15 protein-coding genes are annotated in these 20,735 nt (G+C 73.2%); 9 read left to right on the top strand and 6 right to left on the bottom strand.

What is annotated here, in order from left to right:
- The first annotated feature begins 129 nt into the window (after positions 1-129).
- From ABT296_RS32765 to ABT296_RS32745, 5 genes are all read left to right on the top strand, one after another.
- Positions 130-1,158 (top strand): hypothetical protein, encoded by a 1,029-nt coding sequence (locus ABT296_RS32765; protein WP_502977386.1) that lies wholly within the window; start codon positions 130-132, stop codon positions 1,156-1,158.
- Between the two features lie 125 nt (positions 1,159-1,283).
- On the top strand, positions 1,284-2,975 hold the full coding sequence (locus ABT296_RS32760) for a TIGR02677 family protein (protein WP_351932752.1): 1,692 nt from the start codon (positions 1,284-1,286) through the stop codon (positions 2,973-2,975).
- Positions 2,975-4,318, top strand: a complete 1,344-nt coding sequence (locus tag ABT296_RS32755) for a TIGR02678 family protein (protein ID WP_351932751.1) — start codon at positions 2,975-2,977, stop codon at positions 4,316-4,318. The genes ABT296_RS32760 and ABT296_RS32755 overlap by 1 nt, the downstream gene beginning before the upstream one ends.
- Entirely contained in the window at positions 4,315-8,565 is a 4,251-nt protein-coding gene (locus ABT296_RS32750; RefSeq protein ID WP_351932749.1) for a TIGR02680 family protein, read from the top strand. The genes ABT296_RS32755 and ABT296_RS32750 overlap by 4 nt, the downstream gene beginning before the upstream one ends.
- Positions 8,562-9,962, top strand: a complete 1,401-nt coding sequence (locus tag ABT296_RS32745; protein ID WP_351932747.1) for a TIGR02679 family protein — start codon at positions 8,562-8,564, stop codon at positions 9,960-9,962. Before ABT296_RS32750 ends, ABT296_RS32745 begins: the two co-directional genes overlap by 4 nt.
- A 31-nt stretch (positions 9,963-9,993) precedes the next feature.
- Here the strand turns inward: ABT296_RS32745 and ABT296_RS32740 are convergent, their stop codons facing one another.
- Together ABT296_RS32740 and ABT296_RS32735 are read right to left on the bottom strand one after the other, a co-directional pair.
- The gene (locus ABT296_RS32740; RefSeq protein WP_351932745.1) at positions 9,994-10,365 is read right to left on the bottom strand and encodes a MazG-like family protein; all 372 of its coding nucleotides are present in this window, start codon (positions 10,363-10,365) and stop codon (positions 9,994-9,996) included.
- A gap of 38 nt (positions 10,366-10,403) precedes the next feature.
- On the bottom strand, positions 10,404-10,961 hold the full coding sequence (locus tag ABT296_RS32735; protein ID WP_351932743.1) for a DoxX family protein: 558 nt from the start codon (positions 10,959-10,961) through the stop codon (positions 10,404-10,406).
- 169 nt (positions 10,962-11,130) lie between these two features.
- Between ABT296_RS32735 and ABT296_RS32730 the strand changes: the two genes are divergently transcribed.
- A complete protein-coding gene (locus ABT296_RS32730) occupies positions 11,131-11,460 on the top strand; it encodes a nuclear transport factor 2 family protein (protein WP_351932741.1) in 330 nt (109 codons plus the stop codon).
- 75 nt (positions 11,461-11,535) lie between these two features.
- On the opposite strand, the gene ABT296_RS32725 is transcribed toward ABT296_RS32730, so the two are convergent.
- The 3 genes from ABT296_RS32725 to ABT296_RS32715 all read right to left on the bottom strand — a co-directional run bounded on the left by ABT296_RS32725 (position 11,536) and on the right by ABT296_RS32715 (position 14,918).
- Positions 11,536-12,222, bottom strand: a complete 687-nt coding sequence (locus ABT296_RS32725; RefSeq protein ID WP_351932740.1) for an ABC transporter ATP-binding protein — start codon at positions 12,220-12,222, stop codon at positions 11,536-11,538.
- A gap of 29 nt (positions 12,223-12,251) precedes the next feature.
- Complete coding sequence (locus tag ABT296_RS32720) at positions 12,252-13,715, bottom strand: ABC transporter permease (RefSeq protein ID WP_351932738.1); 1,464 nt, start codon at positions 13,713-13,715, stop codon at positions 12,252-12,254.
- Positions 13,716-14,150: 435 nt separating this feature from the next.
- Entirely contained in the window at positions 14,151-14,918 is a 768-nt protein-coding gene (locus ABT296_RS32715; RefSeq protein WP_351932736.1) for an SDR family oxidoreductase, read from the bottom strand.
- A 135-nt stretch (positions 14,919-15,053) separates the two neighbouring features.
- Here ABT296_RS32715 and ABT296_RS32710 point away from each other — a divergent pair, with 135 nt between their 5' ends.
- Positions 15,054-16,694 (top strand): alkaline phosphatase D family protein, encoded by a 1,641-nt coding sequence (locus ABT296_RS32710; RefSeq protein ID WP_351932734.1) that lies wholly within the window; start codon positions 15,054-15,056, stop codon positions 16,692-16,694.
- On the opposite strand, the gene ABT296_RS32705 is transcribed toward ABT296_RS32710, so the two are convergent.
- On the bottom strand, positions 16,681-17,706 hold the full coding sequence (locus tag ABT296_RS32705; protein WP_351932732.1) for a Gfo/Idh/MocA family protein: 1,026 nt from the start codon (positions 17,704-17,706) through the stop codon (positions 16,681-16,683). The two genes, ABT296_RS32710 and ABT296_RS32705, sit on opposite strands and share 14 nt — an antisense overlap.
- A gap of 87 nt (positions 17,707-17,793) precedes the next feature.
- On the opposite strand from ABT296_RS32705, the gene ABT296_RS32700 reads away from it, so the two are divergent.
- Together ABT296_RS32700 and ABT296_RS32695 are read left to right on the top strand one after the other, a co-directional pair.
- A complete protein-coding gene (locus ABT296_RS32700) occupies positions 17,794-19,116 on the top strand; it encodes a multidrug effflux MFS transporter (protein ID WP_351932730.1) in 1,323 nt (440 codons plus the stop codon).
- Positions 19,068-20,243: a serine hydrolase domain-containing protein gene (locus ABT296_RS32695; RefSeq protein ID WP_351932728.1), complete on the top strand. Its 1,176-nt coding sequence runs from the start codon at positions 19,068-19,070 to the stop codon at positions 20,241-20,243. The genes ABT296_RS32700 and ABT296_RS32695 overlap by 49 nt, the downstream gene beginning before the upstream one ends.
- Positions 20,244-20,735: the final 492 nt, after the last annotated feature.

The raw sequence follows: 20,735 nt of genomic DNA, 5'->3' as shown, positions 1-20,735 counted from the left end.
TGTGGGTCTCCTTATCGATCACGTCGTGATCGGAGCTACGAGGAGACCATCATCAACGCTGTACGCAAGACCCTGACCGCCACGGCCGTCGTCGGTGCCGTTCTCGCGGGAGGCGCCGCCTGCGGGACGGTGGAGCAGTTGTCCGCCGGCCAGAAGCTCGACCGGGCCTTCGAGAAGCTCGGTGAGAAGAACACGCTCTCCTTCGAGCTCGACCTGGACACCGACGTCGCGTCGCTGAAGGCGCTGGACGACGCGTCCGACCCCGCGCCCGGGGACGAGATGCCCGACGAGGTCGCCGAGATGTTCAGCGGCGCGAAGATCACCATGACGGTGCAGTCCAAGAAGCCGCTGGAGAAGTCCGGCGAGAAGGACCTCGTCGGCATGGCCATGAAGGTCAGCACCCCCGACGGCGACCTTGTCGAGTACCGGCTGATCGGCGACTACGCCTACATCCGCGCCGACATGGACGTCATGGGCGAGGCGATGGGCGCCCCCCTGCCGGACGCCGACGAACTGCCCCCGGAGGCCGGGGCGTTCAAGGACGTCATCGAGGGCAAGTGGGTGAAGTTCAACGTCAAGGAGATGGAAGAGGCGGCCGAGGAGGAGCAGGGGGCCGCGCCGGCTCCTGAGCCGTCCCTCGACGCCAAGGCGCAGAAGAAGCTGATGAAGGCCCTGCGCAAGGTCGTCTCCCGTGAGGTGGAGTTCAAGACCGCCGACAGCGGGGACGGCACCGAGCACGTCACCGCCACGGCGCCCTTCCGCACGCTGCTCACCGAGCTGTTCGGCGAGATCGAGCCCCTGCTCAAGGACCTGCCGATGGGCGCGCCGATCCCGACGGAGAAGGACTTCAAGGACGCCCCGAACGCCAAGGTGACGGCCGACTTCACGCTCAAGAACGGCGAACTGGCCCAGGTGGACCTCGACCTTGCCAAGCTGGCCGAGAACGCCAAGGTCAAGAAGCTCGGCCTGACCCTGCGGATGGTCGACGGCACCAAGCCCACCGCTCCCGCCGGCGCGAAGACGCTCGACATGGACGAACTCATGTCGGGCTTCCTCGGCGGGCCGGTGATGGATGACGCCGAGTTCGAGATGAGCCCGCTGCCCGACGAGGAGTTCCCGGAGGAATTCTCGGAGGACTTCCCCGAGGGCGAGTTCTGATCGCGCCGATCGCGGTCTCCCACCCCTGACCGCCGGACCGGCGCGGGCGGCCGTACCGCCCCCACCCGCGCCGGATTCCCCGAACCCCGCCCGGACTGTCAGTGCCGGTCCGTACGCTCGAAGGCATGGTGGGGGACGAACGGTACGAAGAAGCGCAGGCGGCGCCGCGTGGTGCGGAGGGCGGCGGGCCGGACTGGCAGCGGCTCAGCGCGTACGCCTATCTCAGTGCTCCCGAGCGCCTGGAGTACGTCGCGGTGATGCGGGTCTTCTGCGGCACCCTGCTCGCCGACCTCGCCGTGCCCGACCTGCTCGCCAGGCTGGAGCAGCGCGGGCATCCGGCGGCCGCGCTCGGGGCGGAGACCCTCACCGCCCGGCTCGAACAGCTCGTGCGCTGGGGCAACCTGCTGCGCAGTACGCACACCGTGACCGCCACCAGCATCGCCGAGTACCAGCGCTCCCGGTCCCGCTACCAGCTGTCCAAGCTGGGCGAGCGGGTGCAGCGGGACGCCGACGAGGTGCTGGAGGGGGCGGACGCCGCGCGGGAGGTCAGCAGCGAGCTGCTCGCCCTCGTCGACCGCGGGCTCAAGGAGATCGCCGCCCTGGCCGCCGCCCCGGGCGGCGCGGATCCGCAGCAGGCGCTGGAAAGGATCAGCACCCTCTTCGCACAGTTCGCCGAATTCGCCGAATCCGTAAGGGACTTCTACGCCTACCTCGGACAGGTGCTCGCCCGGTACGACCTCGACGGCGCCGAGTACCAGGGGTTCAAGGAGCTGCTCCTCGACTACGTGGAGGCCATCACCGAGGACGTGTCCTTCCGCGCCCCGCGCATCGCCGACCACCTGCGCACGCTCTGGCCGCACCTGCCCGCGCTGCTCAGCCGTGTCGACGCCCACGCCTCGGGCCTCGGCGCGCTCTCCGGCGCCCTGCCCGAGACCCGCGTGCAGCGCAGCCGCGGGCGGGAGATCGCCGACTGGGAAGGGCTGCGCGACTGGTTCGCCGACGGGGACGGGCGGGGGTACGGCTACGGCCACGGCAGCCAGGTGGACCAGCTTCGGGACGCCACCCTGCGGGCCCTGCAGTCCCTGCTCGCCAACGCCAAGCGCATGCTGCGCTCCGCCTCGGGGGAGATGTCCCGCCGCAAGGACCTCCTCCGGCTCGCCGCCTGGTTCGACGCCGCCGAGCCCGAGGAGGCCCACGACATCGCCGTCGCCGCCTTCGGCCTGTACGGGGCACGGCATCTGGGCGTGGCGCCGGACCCCGATCTGTCCGTGCCGGCCTATGTCAGCTGGTGGACCGGGCCCGTCGTGGACGTGCCGGTGGCCCTGCGCGAGCGGGGCAGCCGGGCCCCGCGCGGGCGGGCGGCGGCCGTGGAGGACCACGGCGAACAGAAGCACCGCCTGATGGAGCGGGCCCGCGAGGAGGCCGCCGCCCGGGAGGCCGCGGCCGCCGAACTGCGCAGCGCCTCAGGCCGGTTCGACCAGGTACGGCTGGGGTCCGCCGCCATGCGCCTGCTGCTGGAACTCCTGACCGCCGCCCTCGGCAACGCCCGCCTGCACGGCGGAACCGAGACCGGTGATCTCCAACTGGACGGGGCCCGGGCCGGCGACGCCGATCTCGGCATCAGGCTCACGGCCTGGCGGACCCCCGGCCGGCACACCCTCCTGCGTTCCGTCGACGGCGACCTGACCGCCGACGACCTCACCCTCGCCGTCGAGAGCATCGCCGGGAGCATCACGGCACCCGGCAGTCACGGTCACGGTCACAGCCATGGTCACAGCCACGGCGTTCCCGGCGCCCCCGAGGAGGCGACCGCCTGATGGCCCTGCCCTCCACCCACGACGTCGCCCTCGCCGCCGAACGCCGCGCCGCCGCACGCCTGCTGCTCGCCCACCCGCTCGTCACCTGCGACGGCCCGCACAGCGACACCTTTCCGCTGATCCGACGCCACGCCGACTGGCTCGCCCAGCGGTTCCAGCAGGTGTTCGGCTACCGGCTCCTCGTCGAGGCCTCCTACGCCCGCCTGTTCAAGGCCGGTCTCGGTCCCGGCTCCGGGCACCGTCTGGAACGGCCGTCCACCGGCACACCGTTCACGCCGCGGACGTACAGCTGTCTCGCTCTGGCGCTGTCGGTCCTCGTCACCGCCCCCGAGCAGCTGCTGCTCTCCCAGCTCGTCGCGGACCTGCGGGCCGCCGCCGTCGACGCGGGCATCGAGATCGGCGACACCGGACGGCAGGCGGAACGGCGCACGCTCGCCGCCGCGCTGCGCCAACTCGTCGACTGGGGCGTGCTGAAGGAGACCGAGGGCCATGTCTCGGCCGTCGCCGAGGAGCGGGGCGGCGAGGCACTGCTGACCGTGGACCGCGAGATCGCCCGCGCGGTCGTCGCCGGACCGCTCGCGCAGAGCCGCGACGGCGGCGACCTCGTACGCCGGGCCGCCGATCCCGGTTTCGGCGGCCCGCGTACGTACGTGCGCAGACGCCTCGTGGAGACCCCCGTGGTCCATCTGGACGATCTCACCGACGCCGAGCGGGAGTGGCTGCGGACCCGGCAGCGGCGCGAGTCGCAGGCATTCTCCGAACTGCTGGGCCTGGAGGCCGAGATCCGTGCCGAGGGCATCGCCCTCGTCGATCCGGACGGCGACCTCACCGACCTGCACCTGCCCGGCACCGGCACCGTCGCCCAGGCGGCCCTGCTGCTGGTGGGGCGCCTCGTCGAGAGGCTGCGCCCCGAGGGGCCCGGCCATCCGGCGGTCGGCGGCAGGCTCGTCATCGGGGTTCCCGTCCCGGACGGGCTGCTGACCGAGCTCCTCGACGGACTCGTCGAGGAGTACGGCCGCCGCGCCAACTGGCAGCGAGGTCTCCTCGACGACCGGGACGGGCTGCTCGCCGCCGTCCTCGGCCTGCTGGTCCGCATGCGGCTGATGGCCCCCGCCGGCCCGGTGCGCGCCGACGGCCACGGCCTGCCCGAGGGGTACGAGGGGGCGGCACTGGACGACCGGTCCGTCACCGACGTCTCCGGCGCCCGCGGACAGGCGGGCGCGACCGGCTGGGTGCTGCTCGCCGCCGCCGCCCGGTTCGCCACCACCGTGGCCGTATCGCCCCGCCCCGCACCACGGCAAGCAGACGATGTCTCCCCGGGACCTGAGGAGCCGCACCGGTGAACCACCCCCACTCCCCGCACCGTTACCGTCTGCACCGCGCCGGTATCCGCAACGTCTGGCAGTACGACCAGCAGGAGTTCGCCTTCGGTGACGGCCGTCTGCTGCTGCGCGGCAAGAACGGCGCCGGCAAGTCCAAGGCGCTGGAGATGCTGCTGCCGTACCTCCTCGACGGGGACGCCCGCGCGCTGGACGCGACGGGCACCGGGCGCACCACCCTGCTCTGGCTGATGCTCGACGGATTCGAGCAGACCAACCGACTGGGCTACCTGTGGGTGGAGTTCGCCCGCACCGACGACGACGGCAACGCCCACCACCTCACCCTCGGCGCGGCCGTCCGCGCCTCCCAGTCGACCAGGACGGCCAAGCCGTTCTTCTTCGTCACCCCGCTCCGGGTCGGCGTCGACCTGCACCTCGCCCCCGCCGGGCAGCCGCTGCCCCTGGACCAGCTCAAGGCGCTCGTCGGCCCGGAGAACGTCACCGACCGAGCGGTGGAGCACCGGGCCCGGGTCGCCCGCCACCTGTTCGGCCTCACCGACCCGGCCCGCTACCGCAACCTGCTCCATCTGCTGCACCGGCTGCGGCGCCCCACGATCGGCGACCGCATCGACTCCGGCGGACTGGTCTCCGTCCTCGCCGAGACCCTGCCCGCGCTCGACGACGACGTGGTGGAGAAGGTCGCCCGCAACCTCGACGACCTGGACTCCGTACGGACCGACCTGCGCCGGCTGGAGCGGACCGACGAGGCGCTGCGGACCTTCCTGACCGGATACCGGGGCTATCTGCACGGGGCGCTGCGCCGCCGCGCCGACGAGGTGCACGCGGAACTGGAGCGGCTCGCGGAACACCGGCGGCTGGCGGGTGAGGCGGCGAAGAAGGCGGAGCGGCTCCGTACGCGGGAGGGCGAACTCGCCGCCCGCCTGGACGCTTTGGAGGCCGAGGAGGAGGCCGCGGAGACGGACCTCGCCGCGCTGCACGCCAGCGCGGCCTACCGCAGCCTCCAGGAACTGGCGGAGAAGCGGGCCACCGTGACCGCCCTGCACAGCGCCGCCGCTGCCGCCTTCAAGGCCCTGCGGCAGGCCCACAGCGCCCAGGAGGAGGCGGGACGGCGCCTCACCGAGGAGGCCGACCGGCTCGGCGCCGAACTGGTCGAACTCGCCACGACACATGGTGAGTTGGTGCGCGACGCGGAGCGCTCCGGGCTCGATCCCGTACACCTGGGGGAGTGCGTCGCGGTCTCGGGCGTCCCTCTCGCCGGTGCCGCCACGTCCGAACTGACCTCCCCCGACGGTGACTTCCACATGGTGCGGCACGGTGAGGTGCTGGCCGTCGACACGGAGTCCTGCGCGGCGGGCCTGCACGCCTGGGAGGCCCAACTGGACGCCGCCGGGCCCGTGATCAGAAACCGCGCCCGTGCGGTGACCGAACTGGCCGCGCTCATCGACGCCGCACAGCGCGCCCAACGCGAGTCCCACGAGGCCGACTCCACGCGGGAACGGCTGGAGGAGCAGGCGGACGACGCCCGTGAACGGGTGCGCGGCGGACGGAACGAGGCGGCACAGGCGGGCGAGGCGTACGCGGACGCCGTGGGGGCCTGGACCGGGCAACTCCAGCGCCTCACCGGCCTGTCCCTCGACGCGGTACGGGCGCAGACCGCGCACGACCCGGCCGAGGGGCCGCTGTCCGCGCAGGTCCCCGACGAGGTGCCCGACACCGCCCGGGCGGTCGTCGAGCCCTGGCTGGACAAGCTGGACGAGCAGGGCATCGCGCGGACCGTGGACATCCGGGAACTGGCCGCCCGCCAGGACCGTCTGCGCCAGGAGCGCGCCGACCAGGAGGCCCGCACCGACCCCGAACCCACACCCCCACCGCACCGCTCGGCACCCCGCACCCCCGGCACCGGGGCACCCCTGTACCGGCTCGTGGACTTCGCCGACGGCCTGGAACCCCGGGTCCGCGCGGACCTGGAGGCCGCACTCGAAGCGAGCGGTCTGCTCGACGCCTGGATGTGCGCCGACGGCACCGTCGTCGACCCCGCCACCCGGGACACCCTCCTCACCCCCGGTACGCGGTCCGCCGGACCCACCCTTGCCGAGGTGCTGCGGCCCGTCCCGGCCCCGGGCAGCGGCGTGCTCCCCGAGCAGGTCGAACAGGTGCTCCACACGGTGGCCCTGATCACGGAGGGTGCCACGGGCGCCCTGGCCGAGTCCGCCATCGGTACGGACGGCTTCTGGCGGCTGGGCGTCGCCCGAGGGCGGCACACCAAGCAGGCCGCCGAGTACGTCGGGGCGGAAGTACGGGCCGAGACCCGTCGCCTCGCGCTCGCCGAACTCGACCGTCAACTCGCTGACATACAGGCGCAGATGGCGCGACTGGAACACGATGTGCGGGTCATCGCCGAGCACCGTGCCCAGGTGGCCGACGTCCTGCGGCGCCCGCCCTCGGGCCGTCCCCTGACCGATGCGTGGGCCCGGCTCACCGAGGCCGAGCACACGGTGCAGGCGCTCGCCGCCAAGGCGGCCGCCGCCGCCCGTGAGGCGGAGGGCGCGCGGGCGCGGGCCGTCGCCGCCCGACGCGAGGCCGAAGCCACCGCGAGCGCCCACGACCTCCCCGTCGCCCCCGCCGCACTCGACTCCGTACGGCTGTGTCTGGACCGCCTCGGCACCGGCGCCGGGCGACTGCGCAGACGGCTCGGCGTGGTCGCCGCCTCCACGGACGCCCATCGCCGCAGCCGCGAGGACTACGGGCGCGCCCTCACCTCCACCGGCGAGGCGGAGTCCGACTACGCCGAGCCGTTCGCCCGCCTCGACGCCGCCCGCCGCACCGTCCGGGGTCTCGAAGCGGCCCTGGACGCGCCGGAACAGGAGATCCTCGCCCGCGAGGACGAGGCGAAACGGCGACTGGACGCCGTGGGACGTCAACTCCCCGGCGCGGAAAGGGATCTCAGCGCCGAGCACGACGAGCGCGTACGCGCGGAGGAGGACGAGAAGGTCAGACGGGAGGCGCTGGCCGTACGGGAGGCCGAGGCGGTCGCGAGCGGCCGGCGGCTGTCCACGGCGCTGTCCCTGCCGGGGGTGGCCCGAGGCGCGGGCCTCGGTACGTCGCAGGCCGAGGACCGGGCCGACGCGGCGCACGCGGGAAGCGGCGGCGAGGAGCCTCCCGGCGAGGAGCGTTCCCCCGAGGAGCCCTTCGGCGAGAGCGGCGCCGAATCCCGAGCCGCCGCCCCCGACCGCGCCAAGACCCTGCGCCGCCTCGTCGACGACGTACGCGGACGGCTGGACGCCCAGCGGCGGGACATCTCCGACACCGCGCTGCTCAACCGGCACACCGACCTGCGCGACCAGCTCTCCGGAGGCTACGACGCCACTCTGGAGGAACACGACGGCATCAAGACCTGCCGTCTCGTCGACGACCACGGCCCGCACGACATCGCCGTGGTCGGCGAACGCATCGCCGCCCAGGCGGGGGAGGCCCGCGCCCGGCTGACGGAGCGCGAGCGGGAGGTCTTCCAGCGCTTCCTCACCGGTGAACTCGGCGACCACCTCTCCACCCAGGTCCTGTCCGCGGGCGCCCTGGTGGGCGCGCTGAACGACACGCTGTCCACGGTCCGGACCTCGCACGGACTCGGCGTCACCCTCGACTGGAAGCTCGCGGACGGCGTGCAGGCCGACGTCAAGGCGGCCGTCGACCTGCTGCGCAGCCCGTCCGGCCTGCGCACCCAGGACCAGTCCGACCAGCTCCGGGACGTCCTCCAGCGCCGTATCGAGGACGCCCGCCGCGCCGATCCGGGGGCGAGCTACGCGGCCCATCTGCGGACCGCCCTCGACTACCGGGACTGGTTCGCGTTCACCCCCTGGGTGGTCAACGACGCCGCGCCCGGCAGCCGCCGCAAGCTCTCCGGCCGCACCGGCCTCAGCCAGGGCGAACAGCGGGTGCTGTCCTACCTGGTGCTCTTCGCCGCCGCGGCCGCCCACTTCACGAGCCTCGCCGAGACCGCCCCGCACGCGCCCCGGCTGATCCTGCTGGACGACGCCTTCGCCAAGGTCGACGAGCCCACCCACGCCCGCCTGGGCCGCATCCTGGTCGACCTGGACCTCGACTTCGTCCTCACCAGCGAACGCCTGATCGGCAACTGGCCCGACGTGCCGTCCCTGCACATCTACGAGTGCCTGCGCGACCCCCATGTGCGGGGCGTGGCGACCCTCCACTACACATGGAACGGACGGCAGAGACGGCTGGTGTCGGTATGACGGACACCCGGGCGGCGCATCCGCAGACGGACCGGGATGCGGAACGCGAGACGGACCGCGATGCGAACCCGGATGCGGACCGGCCGCCGGTCCAAGCCCCGCAACGCGGCGCGAACTCGCCCGCGCTGTCCGCCGAGGCCCGCGCCTTCCTCGCCCGGCCCGGTCTGAGGCGTCTGTGGGCGGCCGCCCGTGCCCGCCTGGAACGGGGCGGACTCCTGCCCGTCGGCTCGCTCCGCCTCCAGGGCCTGGACGCGGAGGAGCGCGAAGCCCTCTCCCTGCTCCTGGCCCGCCCGGTCACCGGTGGCACCGCCACGATCCGCCTGCCGGACCTCGACACCCGCCTGCGCACCAGCGCGGCCGGCCTGGGCCTGGCCGCGACGCTGACGGAACTCGGCCCGCCGCTGACCGACCGCCGGGCGGTCCGGGACGCGGCGCAGGCCGAACGGAACCGCCTGTGGTCGCAGGCGGAAGCGGCGCTCGCGGCGACCCCCCTGGCGGACCAGGAGTGGGCCCGGCACTGGCTGGAGGAGATACGGCGGGGCGGCACCCTGGCCCGGCAGCACGCCGACGGCACCGCGCTCACCACCGTCTGCCAGGCCATCGCGACCCTCGCCGTCCTCTTCCCCGGCGCGACGGCGGACCCGACCCCCGCCACCTGGGGCCGAGGCGAGCTGGCCACCCGTACGACCGGTTCGGCCCACGGCCTGGACGACGGCACCCTGCTGGCCCGGCTGGTGCAGCGCGGCATCGCGTTCGCCCGTGGCGTGGACCCACCCGGTGACGCACCGGGCCGCCGGGCCCTGTGGCGCCAGGCGTCCGTCACCCCCGACGAGGTCTCCAGCACCGTGCTCACCCTCGGCCTCCGGCCGACGGGCACCACCTGGCAGGAGGAGGCCCTCCGCCGGCGCGCCGAGCACCGGCTGGAGACCCACCTGACGCTGCGCGAACTGCGTTCCCTGCACCTGGCGTTCGCGCCCGGAACCCGCGTCCGCATCTGCGAGAACCCGCGCGTCCTGGAGGCCGCGGCGGACGCCTCCCGCACCACGCCCCTGATCTGTACCTCGGGCAGTGCGGCGACGGTCGTCCTCACCCTCCTGGACACGCTGGCGGAAGCCGGCTGCGCCTTCGCCTACCACGGTGACTTCGACTGGCCGGGCATCGCCCTCGCCAACCGGATCATCGGGCGGTACGAGGCGGAACCCTGGCGCATGACCACCGAGGACTACGAATACCTCGCGACCCGAGCCGAGTTGCGGGGCACGCCGCCGCTGCCGCTCGCCGGCACACCCGTCGAGGCGGCCTGGGACCCCGAACTCGCCCCGACCATGGGCACGGTGGGCGTCGCCCTGCACGAAGAGGCCGCCCTGGACCTGCTGTTGAGCGACCTCGCCAAGTGACGACCGGCCCTGCGCGGGAGAGGCGCAGCCGCTACGGCAGCCGGTCGCCCAGGGACCGTTGCCGTACCCGGGACAGGTGGTGGGAGAAGACCTCGCCGGGTTGCGGGGTCAGGGTGCGCAGGGCCACCAGGGCCGTGATCGCCACGTCGCAGAGTTCGGCCTGCACGTCGTCCCAGGTGTGGGTGGTGCCCTTGCGGGGGTTGCGGCCCGTCGCCCCGATCACCGCCTGCGCCACCTCGCCGACCTCCTCCGACAGCTTCAGCACCCGCATCAGGAGGGTGTCCGAGCTGTCGGGCGGGCGGTTGGACTCCAGCCACGTCCACAGGTCGTCGATACCTGTCCACAGGTCTACGGCGGGGAGGGAGGAGTCAGGGGGAGTGGCCGGGTCCGGTGTACGGGTCATGCGGGCACCCTTTCACCGCCCACTGACAGCGACGACGCTCAGCCCGAGTACTCCTCCTCGAACAGCGTTTCCTGCTTGCCCTCCCGCTCCTCGCGCACCCGCTTGGTGCGCATGCCGACGACCACCGCCGTGCCGGCCGCCGTCGCCGCGAGGGCCGCCGGGACCATCCAGCCCCGGTCGAAGACGTGGCCGAGCGCGTGGTCGAGGGAGAGCCGGCCGGGGCCGCTGACCGCCAGACCCAGCGCGGCCAGGCCCAGGGTCGCCGCGTACTCGTAGCCGCCGCCCGCGTTGAAGAAGCCGTTCGGGGTGTGCACGGCGGTCGCGCCCGACATCGCGCCGGCCGCCGCCGCGCCCGCCGCCGGGGTGGCGAGCCCGAGCGCCAGCAGGGTGCCGCCGCCCGCCTCGGCCAGCCCGGCCAGGGTCGCGTTCGACTTGCCGGGCCGGTAGCCGACGGACTCCATGAACTGCCCGGTGCCCTCGATGCCTCCTCCGCCGAACCAGCCGAACAGCTTCTGGGTGCCGTGCGCGGCCAGTACGCCGCCGGTCCCCAGCCGGAGGAGGAGCAGGCCCAGATCACGTCGGTCGTACGCGCTCACGATGTCTCCCGGAACAGGCGGTGGATCAGGCGGTGGATCAGGCGGTGGATCAGGGGGTGGATACGGTCCCCTCCCGCCGTTCCACCGTCGCACCGCACCCGCCGCCGGGGCCCGCCCGGGCCAGCCGTTCGGGTGGCGGGGCGCCGGGAGCGGTGTGAGTCTGGCGGGCATGACGATCCAACCGAAGAACCTCAGCGACCCGGTCGTCCGGGACTTCGTGACCGCCGTCAACGCGCACGACCGTGACGCCTTCGTGGCGCTGCTCACGCCCGACGCGACGATGGCGGACGACGGTTCCGACCGTGACCTGGACGACTGGATCGACCGGGAGATCTTCTTCTCCAACGGTCATATGGAGGTCGACCGGGAGTCGGACGGCGGCCACGCCCTCATCGCCCGCTACCGCAACGACACCTGGGGCGAGATGCGGACCCGCTGGCGCTTCGAGGTCGACGACAGCGTCGGCAAGATCCGCCGGTTCGAGACCGGCCAGGCGTAGGCAGCCCCTTTGCCACAGGGACGGACTCCCGTTCACCGGGCGACACCCGGCGGACGGGAGTCCGGCACGTCGGCGTCAGTACGCCACCTGCTGTTCCGTCAGCGTGATCCGCCCCGACCTGATCGTGGCCAGGCGCGGGGCCCGGCGGGCGATCGAGGAGTCGTGGGTGACCATGACGAACGTCAGCCCGTGCTCCCGCCACAGCCCTTCCAGCAGGGCCATGATGTCGTCCCGGGTGCCCTCGTCGAGGTTGCCGGTGGGCTCGTCGGCGAGCAGCACCTTGGGGCGCTTGACCAGCGCGCGGGCGATGGCGACGCGCTGCTGCTGGCCGCCGGACATCTCCGAGGGCACATGCGTGAGGCGTTCGCCGAGGCCGACCGAGCGCAGTGCCTCGGCCGCCCGCTCGCGCCGTTCGGCGGGCCTGACGCCGAGCGGGACGAGCGCCGTCTCGACGTTCTCCTGCGCGGTGAGCGTGGGGATCAGGTTGAACGCCTGGAAGATGATGCCGATCTTCTCGGCCCGCACCCGGGTCAGCCGGGCCTCGCCGACCTTCGCCAGGTCGACGCCGTCGAGTTCCACGCTGCCCTCGGAGGGGCGGTCCAGGCCGCCGATCATCTGCAGCAGCGTCGACTTGCCGCCGCCGGTGGGGCCCTGGATGACCAGCTGGTCGCCGGCGGCGATCGTCAGGTCGACACCGCGCAGCGCCTCCACCGTCTCCTTGCCGCGCGTGTAGCGCTTGGTGACGCCGGTGAGCTTGTACATGGGGTTTCTCCGAAATCTCGGTCGGTGGGTCAGGAGACGCTGCGCAGGGCGTCCGCCGGGCGCATCCGGGAGGCGCGCCAGCCGCCCATCGCGCCGGCGATCAGGCCGCCGGCCACCGCGAGACCGACCGCGAGGGCGATGGTGGTGACGGAGACCGGCGCGGACAGGGCGATCTCCATGGTGTTCGCGGCGGACTGCTGACCCGGGCCGCCGCCCATGCCGCCGCCCCCGCCGGGACCGCCGCCCATGCCGCCCCCGCCGCCGGAGGAGCCGAGCTGCGCGGTCAGCTTGGGGCTGATCGCGGTGACGGTGTAGGCGGCGCCGAGGCCGAGCGCGATACCGAGGGCGCCGCCCATCAGGCCGTTGACCATCGACTCGCCGACCACCTGCCGGGTCACCCGGCGGCTCGGCCAGCCGAGCGCCTTCAGGGTGCCGAACTCGCGCACCCGGCGGGACACGGCGGAGGAGGTCAGCAGCGCGGCGACCAGGAACGCGGCGGCGAGCACCGCGACCGACAGCCACTTGCCGACGCTGGTGGCGAGGTCGGAGGCGGTGGACAGCGAGCCGGACACGGTCTCCGCGAGGTCGGCGGAGGTCGTCACGGTCGTACCCGAGATGTTCTTCTGGATCGCCGACTTCACGGCGTCGATCCGCTGGGAGTCGGTCGCCTTGACGTAGATCGTGGTGACCTTGTTCTTCGCGTCGCCCAGCGTCTGCGCCTGCTTCAGCGGCAGGTAGACGTCGGTGGTCGACTCGCTGCTCTCCGGGGTGGCGATGCCGATGACCGTGTACTTGGTGCCGGAGATCTTGAACTTCTCGCCGACCTCGTACTCGTTCTCCTTGGCGTACGACTTGCTGAGCACCACCACCTTGGCGTTGCTCTGCGCGGTGGTGAAGGTCTCGCCGGAGGTGATCTCGGAGCCGGCCAGCGGGCCGAGGTCCTGGTTGCCGACGTCCACGCCGGCGACGGAGTAGGAGTTGACGTCGAAGGAGGCGCCGCCGCCCTGGACCCGGGGCTGCCCGGTGGAGCCGCCGCCGGGGCCGCCCTGCGCCTGGCCCTGGTCCTGGGACTGTGCCTGGCCCTGGGTGAAGGAGCCGTCGACCTTGGTGACGTTCAGGGTGAGGGCGCCGACCGCGTCGGCGACGCCGTCCTGCCCGGCGACCTTCTCCACGAGCGAGGCCTTGAGCGCCTCGCCGCCCTGGGTCATCACCCGGTCCGAACTCTGCTCGGCGTCCTCGTCGGACCCCGCGTCGAACTCGAACCTGGGCCCGCCCGAGGCGTTGTCCGTGGGCGCCGACCTCGCCTTGGTGACGGTCATGTCGGTGCCCAGGCCGTAGAGCGACTCAAGGACCTTGTCCTGTGCCTTCTGCATGCCCGCCGACACGGAGCTGACCGTGATGACGAGCGCGATACCGAGCGCCAGACCCAGGGCGACGACCAGAGCCGCCTTCTTGCGCCGGCTCAGCTCGCGCTTGAGATAGATGCCAAACATCCCGTTCCTCGAGGTTCTGGGCGCCCGCTGTGGGCGCGGCCTCAAGCTAGGGACGAAACGTTGCGCGGCCGTGAGTAAGCGATAGGTGCGACCTGAGAAGGAATGTGAGCGAGCTGAGAATGTGCCCGCCGGCCCGTCGGCCGAGGTCCGCCGCCCGCCCGGTCTGTACGGCAGCCGCTCACGGCGCGGAGCGCACCCCGCGGTCCCACGCGGGGTCCACCCCCAACCCGCGCCGTGAACGGCTGCCGTCTCCCCCCTCGGTGTGGTCGGCGGAAGGCCATCCTTCCAACTGTGAAGCTCTTGTGTAGGTGATTTGAGCATATGGCTCCGACCGGCCGCAATGGAGCGGACGGTCAAATTCCGTATGTGCAGGTTACGAAGTCAACTGCTTATGTGCGGAAGGCCGTGTCGAGGGCCGAGCGCCGTGGGCGGGCCTCAGCCCCGGCCCACGTACGGCATGGCCGTCGCCAGCACCGTCGCGAACTGCACGTTCGCCTCCAGCGGCAGTTCCGCCATGTGCCGGACCGTGCGCGCGACATCGGCCACGTCCATCACGGGCTCGGGCGCGACCTCGCCGTTGGCCTGGAGCGCGCCGGTCTGCATCCGGGCCGTCATGTCGGTGGCCGCGTTGCCGATGTCGATCTGCCCGACCGCGATGCCGTAGGGCCGCCCGTCCAGCGACAGCGACTTGGTCAGGCCCGTCAGCGCGTGCTTGGTCGCCGTGTAGGCGACGGAGTGCGGGCGGGGTGCGTGGGCGGAGACGGAGCCGTTGTTGATGATCCGGCCGCCTCGCGGGTCCTGCTCCTTCATCTGCCGGAACGCCGCCTGCGCGCACAGGAACGCGCCGTTGAGGTTGGTGTCCACCACATGCCGCCAGGCGTCGTAGGGCAGTTCCTCCACCGGGACCCCGCCCGGGCCGAACGTGCCCGCGTTGTTGAACAGCAGGTCGACCCGGCCGAACCGGCCGACCGCCGCCGCGAACAGCGCGGCCACGTCCTCGGGTCGTGAGACGTCCGTACGGACCGCGAGGCCGGCCCCCTCGGGCACCAGCGCGGCCGTCTCCTCCAGGGTCTCGGCGCGGCGGCCGGCGAGCGCCACCGACCAGCCCGCGCGCAGCAGTTCCACGGCGACCGCGCGTCCGATGCCGGAGCCCGCCCCGGTCACCACGGCGGTCCTTCGTCCCTCGCTCAGCTTGGTGTTCATGGGCCCGGAGCGTACGGGAGGGTCCGCCATCCGGAACTCATCCGCCCGTCATGTGAATGTTGTGTACGCGCCAATCGAGGGTCGTCCCCGGCCACTCCAATGCCTGAGGCAATCGACTCGCCTGGGGAGAACCGGATGACACCCGACGCACGCCCGTCCCAGCACGCGCCCGAACTCCGCTCCGCCGTACGCCACTTCAACCGGCGCCGCTTCCTCACCGTCGGTGGCGCGGCGGCCGCGCTCGCCTTCGCGGTGAACCTCCCGGCCGCCGGAACGGCTGCCGCCGCCGAACTCGACCCCGCCCGCATCGACGCCGACCCCTTCACCCTCGGCGTGGCCTCCGGCGACCCGAAACCCGGCTCGGTCCTGCTGTGGACGCGCCTGGCACCCGTCCCCTTCCAGGCCGACGGCGGACTGCCCGCCGAACGGATCGCCGTCCGCTGGGAACTGGCGCTGGACGAGCGCTTCCGCCGGGTCGTCAGACGCGGCGAGACCACCGCGCACCCCGAGTTCCACCACACCGTGCACGTCGAGGCAGGCCACCTCGCCCCCGGGCGCGAGTACTACTACCGCTTCCGCGCGGGCCGTTGGACCAGCCCGGCCGGCCGCACCCGCACCGCGCCCCACGAGCACGCCCGCGGCGGCGCCCTCACCTTCGCGCTCGCCTCCTGCCAGCGCTACGACCAGGGCCACTGGACCGCGTACCGGCACCTGGCCGAGGACGACGTGGACGTCGTCCTCCACCTCGGCGACTACCTCTACGAGTACCCCGTCACCTCCGTCGGCGGCGCCCGCGCCTACCCCGCCGGCACCCTCCCGGACCTGTTCAACCGCGAGACGACGACCCTGGAGGACTACCGGCTGCGGTACGCCCTCTACAAGACCGACCCCGATCTGAGGGCGGCGCACGCCGCGCACCCCTTCGTCGTCACCTGGGACGACCACGAGACCGAGAACAACTACGCGGGCGACACCCCCGAGAACACCGTCCCGCCGGAGGAGTTCCTGCTCCGCCGGGCCGCCGCCTACCGCGCCTACTGGGAGAACATGCCGCTGCGCCGCCCGCAGTTGCCCGACGGGCCCGACCTCCGGCTCTACCGGCGCCTGCACTGGGGCCGGCTCGCCCAGTTCGACGTCCTGGACACCCGCCAGTACCGCTCCAACCAGGCCTACGGCGACGGCTGGCAGTTCCCCGGACCCGAGTCAGAGGACCCGAGCCGCACGCTCACCGGGGACGCCCAGGAGCGCTGGCTGATCGACGGCTGGCACCGGTCGGACGCGGTGTGGAACGTCGTGCCGCAGCAGGTCACCTTCTCCCGCCGGTACAACTCCACCACCCTGCCCTCCCGGGTCTCCATGGACTCCTGGGACGGCTACCCGGCCTCCCGCGAGCGGGTGCTGGCGGGCGCCGAGGCGGCCGGGATCCGCAACCTGATGGTGCTCACCGGCGATGTGCACGTGGCCTACGGCTTCGACATCAAGCGGGACTTCGACGACCCGGAGTCCAGGACGCTGGGGACCGAGATCGTCACGACCTCGGTCAGCAGCGGCGGCAACGGCTCCGAGAAGCCGTCGAACTGGGCCACCTACCTCGCCGCCAACCCGCACCTGAGGTTCTACAACGGGCAGCGCGGCTACACGACGGTGGCCCTGGACCGGGAGCGGGCCCGGATCGACTACAGGACCGTGCCGTACGTGACGACGCCGGGCGCCGCGCTCACCACGTACGCGTCCTTCGTCACCGAGGCCGACGACCCGGGGCTCAAGCCGGTGTGACCCCGGCCGCCGTCGCGGCCTCGGAGGGGTAGCGGACGCCGACGCGGTCCCGGATCGTGTCGAGCGTCCGCATCACGGCGAGGGTGCCGTCCAGCGGGACCAGCGGGGACTCCGTCTCGCCGGCCCGCAGCGCGCGCATCACCTCCACCGCCTCGTGGCGCATGGTGTTGCGGGGGCCGTCGGCCGGGTCGGCGGTGACGGTCTCGGGGTCCCGGCCGTCCCGGTGCAGGACGAAGTGGTCCGGGAAGAAGAAGCCGAACGGGATGTCGATCCGGCCGTGCGAGCCGGTGATCGACGCCGAGTTCGCCGTACCGCCGACGATGGAGCAGTGCACCGAAGCGAGAGCGCCGCTCTCCCAGGAGAGCAGTGCACCCGTCTGGAGATCGACGCCCTCCTCGGAGAGCACCGCTCTCGCGGTGATGTCGGAGGGCTCACCGAGCAGCAGCTGCGCGAACGACACCGGGTACACGCCGAGGTCGAGCAGCGCGCCCCCGCCCTGCTGCGGGTCGCGCAACCGGTGCGTGGCCGGGAAGGGCCCGGCGAGCCCGAAGTCCGCCTGCACCGTGCGCACCTCACCGATCGCCCCGTCGTCGACGAGGGCCTTGATCCGGCGCACCAGCGGATTGCAGTACGTCCACATCGCCTCCATCAGGAAGCTCCCGCGCTCCCTGGCGAGGTCGACCAACTCCCGCGCCTCGCGCGCGTTCAGCGTGAACGCCTTCTCGCACAGCACGTTCCGCCCGGCCTCCAGACAGAGCCCGGCCGCCTCCCGGTGCGCCGAGTGCGGGGTGGCGACGTACACGACATCGATGTCCCCGTCCGCCGCGAGCGACGCCCAGTCGCCGTACGCCCGCCCGATGCCGAAGCGCTCCGCGAACGCGTCCGCCGACGCCTGCGAACGGGAGGCGACCGCCACGACCTCGGCGTCCGGCAGATCCACCAGATCGGCCGTGAAGGTGGCCGCGATCCCTCCGGTCGCCAGGATTCCCCAGCGCACCTTCTGCTCCGTCATCCCCGAACCCCGCCCTTGCTCTAGTGACCTCGGCACTGTGTTCGAGCTGAGAGCATAGGTGCCCTACCGCGAGAAGAGGGAGGGCACATGCCCGACAGCGGGCCGTCCGGGGCACCCCTGCCGAACGAGACCCAGCCGGCCGAACCGGGCACGGCACCGCCGGCGACAGCGCCCGCCGTCCTCGCCGCACGGCGCCGGACCGGACTGCTCGTCACCCTGCTGCTCGGCGGCCTGACCGCCACACCGCCGCTGGCGATGGACATGTACCTCCCCGCCCTCCCGCAGGTCACCGAGGCCCTGAACGCCCCCGCCGCCACCGTCCAGCTCACCCTCACCGCCTGCCTGGCCGGCATGGCGTTCGGGCAGCTCGTCGTCGGCCCGATGAGCGACCGCTGGGGCCGCCGGCGCCCGCTCCTCATCGGTCTCGTCGTCTACGTCCTGGCCACCGCCCTGTGCGCGCTGGCCCCCACCGTCGAGTCCCTGGTCGCCTTCCGGGTGGCGCAGGGACTCGCGGGCGCCGCCGGCATCGTGATCGCCCGCGCCGTCGTCCGCGACCTCCACGACGGCGTGGCGATGGCCCGCTTCTTCTCCACCCTCATGCTGATATCCGGCGTCGCGCCGATCGTGGCCCCGCTGATCGGCGGCCAGATCCTGCGGGTCACGGACTGGCGGGGCGTGTTCGTCGTCCTCACCGGGATCGGCCTGCTGCTGACCGCGCTGGTGTGGGTGCGGCTCCCCGAGACCCTCGCCCCGGCCGACCGCCACGAGGGCGGCGTGGGCGAGGCGCTGCGCTCCATGCGCGGACTGCTCGCGGACCGCGCCTTCTCCGGCTACCTGCTGACCGGCGGCTTCGCCTTCGCCGCGCTCTTCGCCTACGTCTCCGCCTCACCGTTCGTCGTCCAGGAGGTCTACGGTGCCGGTCCGCAGACCTTCAGCCTGCTCTTCGGCCTCAACTCCGTCGGCTTGGTGGCGGTGGGCCAGCTCAACGGCAAGGTCCTGGTCGGCCGGGTGAGCCTGGAGGCGGTGCTGGCGGTCGGCCTCGGCGTGGTGGTGCTGGCCGCGGGAGTGCTGCTGCTGATGACGACGGGCGTGTTCGGCGAGGTGGGCCTGGTGCCGGTCGCCACCGCGCTCTTCGTGCTCATGTCGGCGATGGGCGTCACCCTCCCCAACACCCAGACCCTCGCCCTGCTGCGGACCCGGCACTCGGCCGGTTCGGCGTCGGCGCTGCTGGGTACCTCCTCCTTCCTGATCGCCGCGGTGGTGTCCCCGCTGACGGGCGTCGCCGGGGAGGACACCGCCGTCCCGATGGCCGTCGTCCAACTGGCGGCCGCGCTCGTCGCGGTGGCCTGCTTCATCGGAATGTGCCGTCGCCGCAGGGGACGAGCCGGTGTGGAAGGAGCGGAGAGCTGAGCGCACCCAGACTGCGCGACGGCACCCCGGAGCGGGCCGGACTCGACCCCGGGGAACTCGGCCGCCTGGTCCGCGAGGTCCGTGCCCTGACCACGGGCGAACGGCCCTGGGCCGCGGGCGCGGTGGTGCTGGCCGGGCGCGGCCCCTGCGTGGCCGTGGCGGAGGCGGCGGGCTGGGCCGTCCGGTACGCCGCCTACGACCCGGAGTCGGACACCGGCGTGGAACTGCCGCCCGCCGCACGGGTCCCGATGACCGTCGAGACCCCCTTCGACCTGGCCTCGGTCACCAAACTCTTCACCGCCGTCGCCGCCGTCCAGCAGATCGAGCGGGGCACCCTCGGCATCGACGCCGAGGTCGGGGCGTACCTGCCGGACTTCCGCGCGGCGGCCCGGCACCGGGTGACGGTACGGCAACTGCTGACGCACACCTCGGGACTGCGCCCCGAACTCCCGCTGTACGACTACGACGACGACACCGGGCGGCTGAACCGGCTGCGGGCCGAGGTCCCGGTGGGCGTGCCCGGCACCTACTGCTACTCCGACCTCAACCCGCTGCTGCTCCAGCACGTCCTGGAACGCATCACGGGCCGCGGTCTCGACGTCCTGATCCGCGACGGCATCACCCGCCCGCTGGGCATGACGGCCACCCACTTCGGCCCGTGCCCCGGCGCGGCGGCCACGGAGGACCAACGGCGGCCCTGGGCGAAGATGGAGCGGGGGCTGTTGCGGGGTGTGGTCCACGACGAGAACGCCTTCGCGCTGGGCGGGGTGGCCGGGCACGCGGGCCTGTTCTCCACCGCCCGCGACCTCGCGGTGTTCTGCCGCACGCTCCTCGCGGGGGGCTCCTACGGTCCCGCGCGCATCCTCGGCCCGGACTTCGTGGAGCTGCTGCTGACCCCGCCGGGGCTGGGGTTCGCCATGGACCAGGAGTGGTTCATGGGGGAGCTGGCGGGGCGGGGGGCGGCGGGGCACACGGGGTTCACGGGGACGATGCTGGTTCTGGACCGGGCCACGGACACTTTCCTCATCCTGTTGGCCAATACGGTCCACCCGCGCCGCCGCCCCCCGAACAACGCCCCGCGCGCGGCGGCCGCCACCCGAGTATCCAGAGCAGTCCAAGCCCGCTGACCCCCCCGAGCGGGGTTGGTCGCGCAGTTCCCCGCGCCCCTGGAGGGTGGGTGGGTGCGGCGGGGTGGGGGTTGGTCGCGCAGTTCCCCGCGCCCCTGAGAGGTGGGCGGGTGCGGCGCGGTGGGGGTTGGTCGCGCAGTTCCCCGCGCCCCTGGAGGGTGGGCGGGTGCGGCGCCGCGAGGGCTGGTCGCGCAGTTCCCCGCGCCCCTGCCACCCCCTCCGGGGGCGGCGACCCACCCCGGCACACGTGCCCCAAGCACGAGCCCCTCCAGCATCACAAGGAACCGCGCGACAAGCCCCCTCAGGGGCGCGAGGAACTGCGCGATCAGCCCCCACTCGGCGGCAGCCGCCCTTGAGGGGCGCGGGGAACTGCGCGATGAACCCCCGCGGTGCCGCACCCGCCTTTTGGGGGCGCGAGGAACTGCGCGATCAGCCCCCACTCGGCGGCAGCCGCCCTTGAGGGGCGCGGGGAACTGCGCGACCAACCCCCGC

This window comes from Streptomyces sp. NPDC000983 (genome assembly GCF_040299205.1).
Lineage (GTDB): Bacteria > Actinomycetota > Actinomycetes > Streptomycetales > Streptomycetaceae > Streptomyces.
Note: the sequence above shows the minus strand (reverse complement) of the source record. Positions and strands in the feature narration are given on the sequence as shown.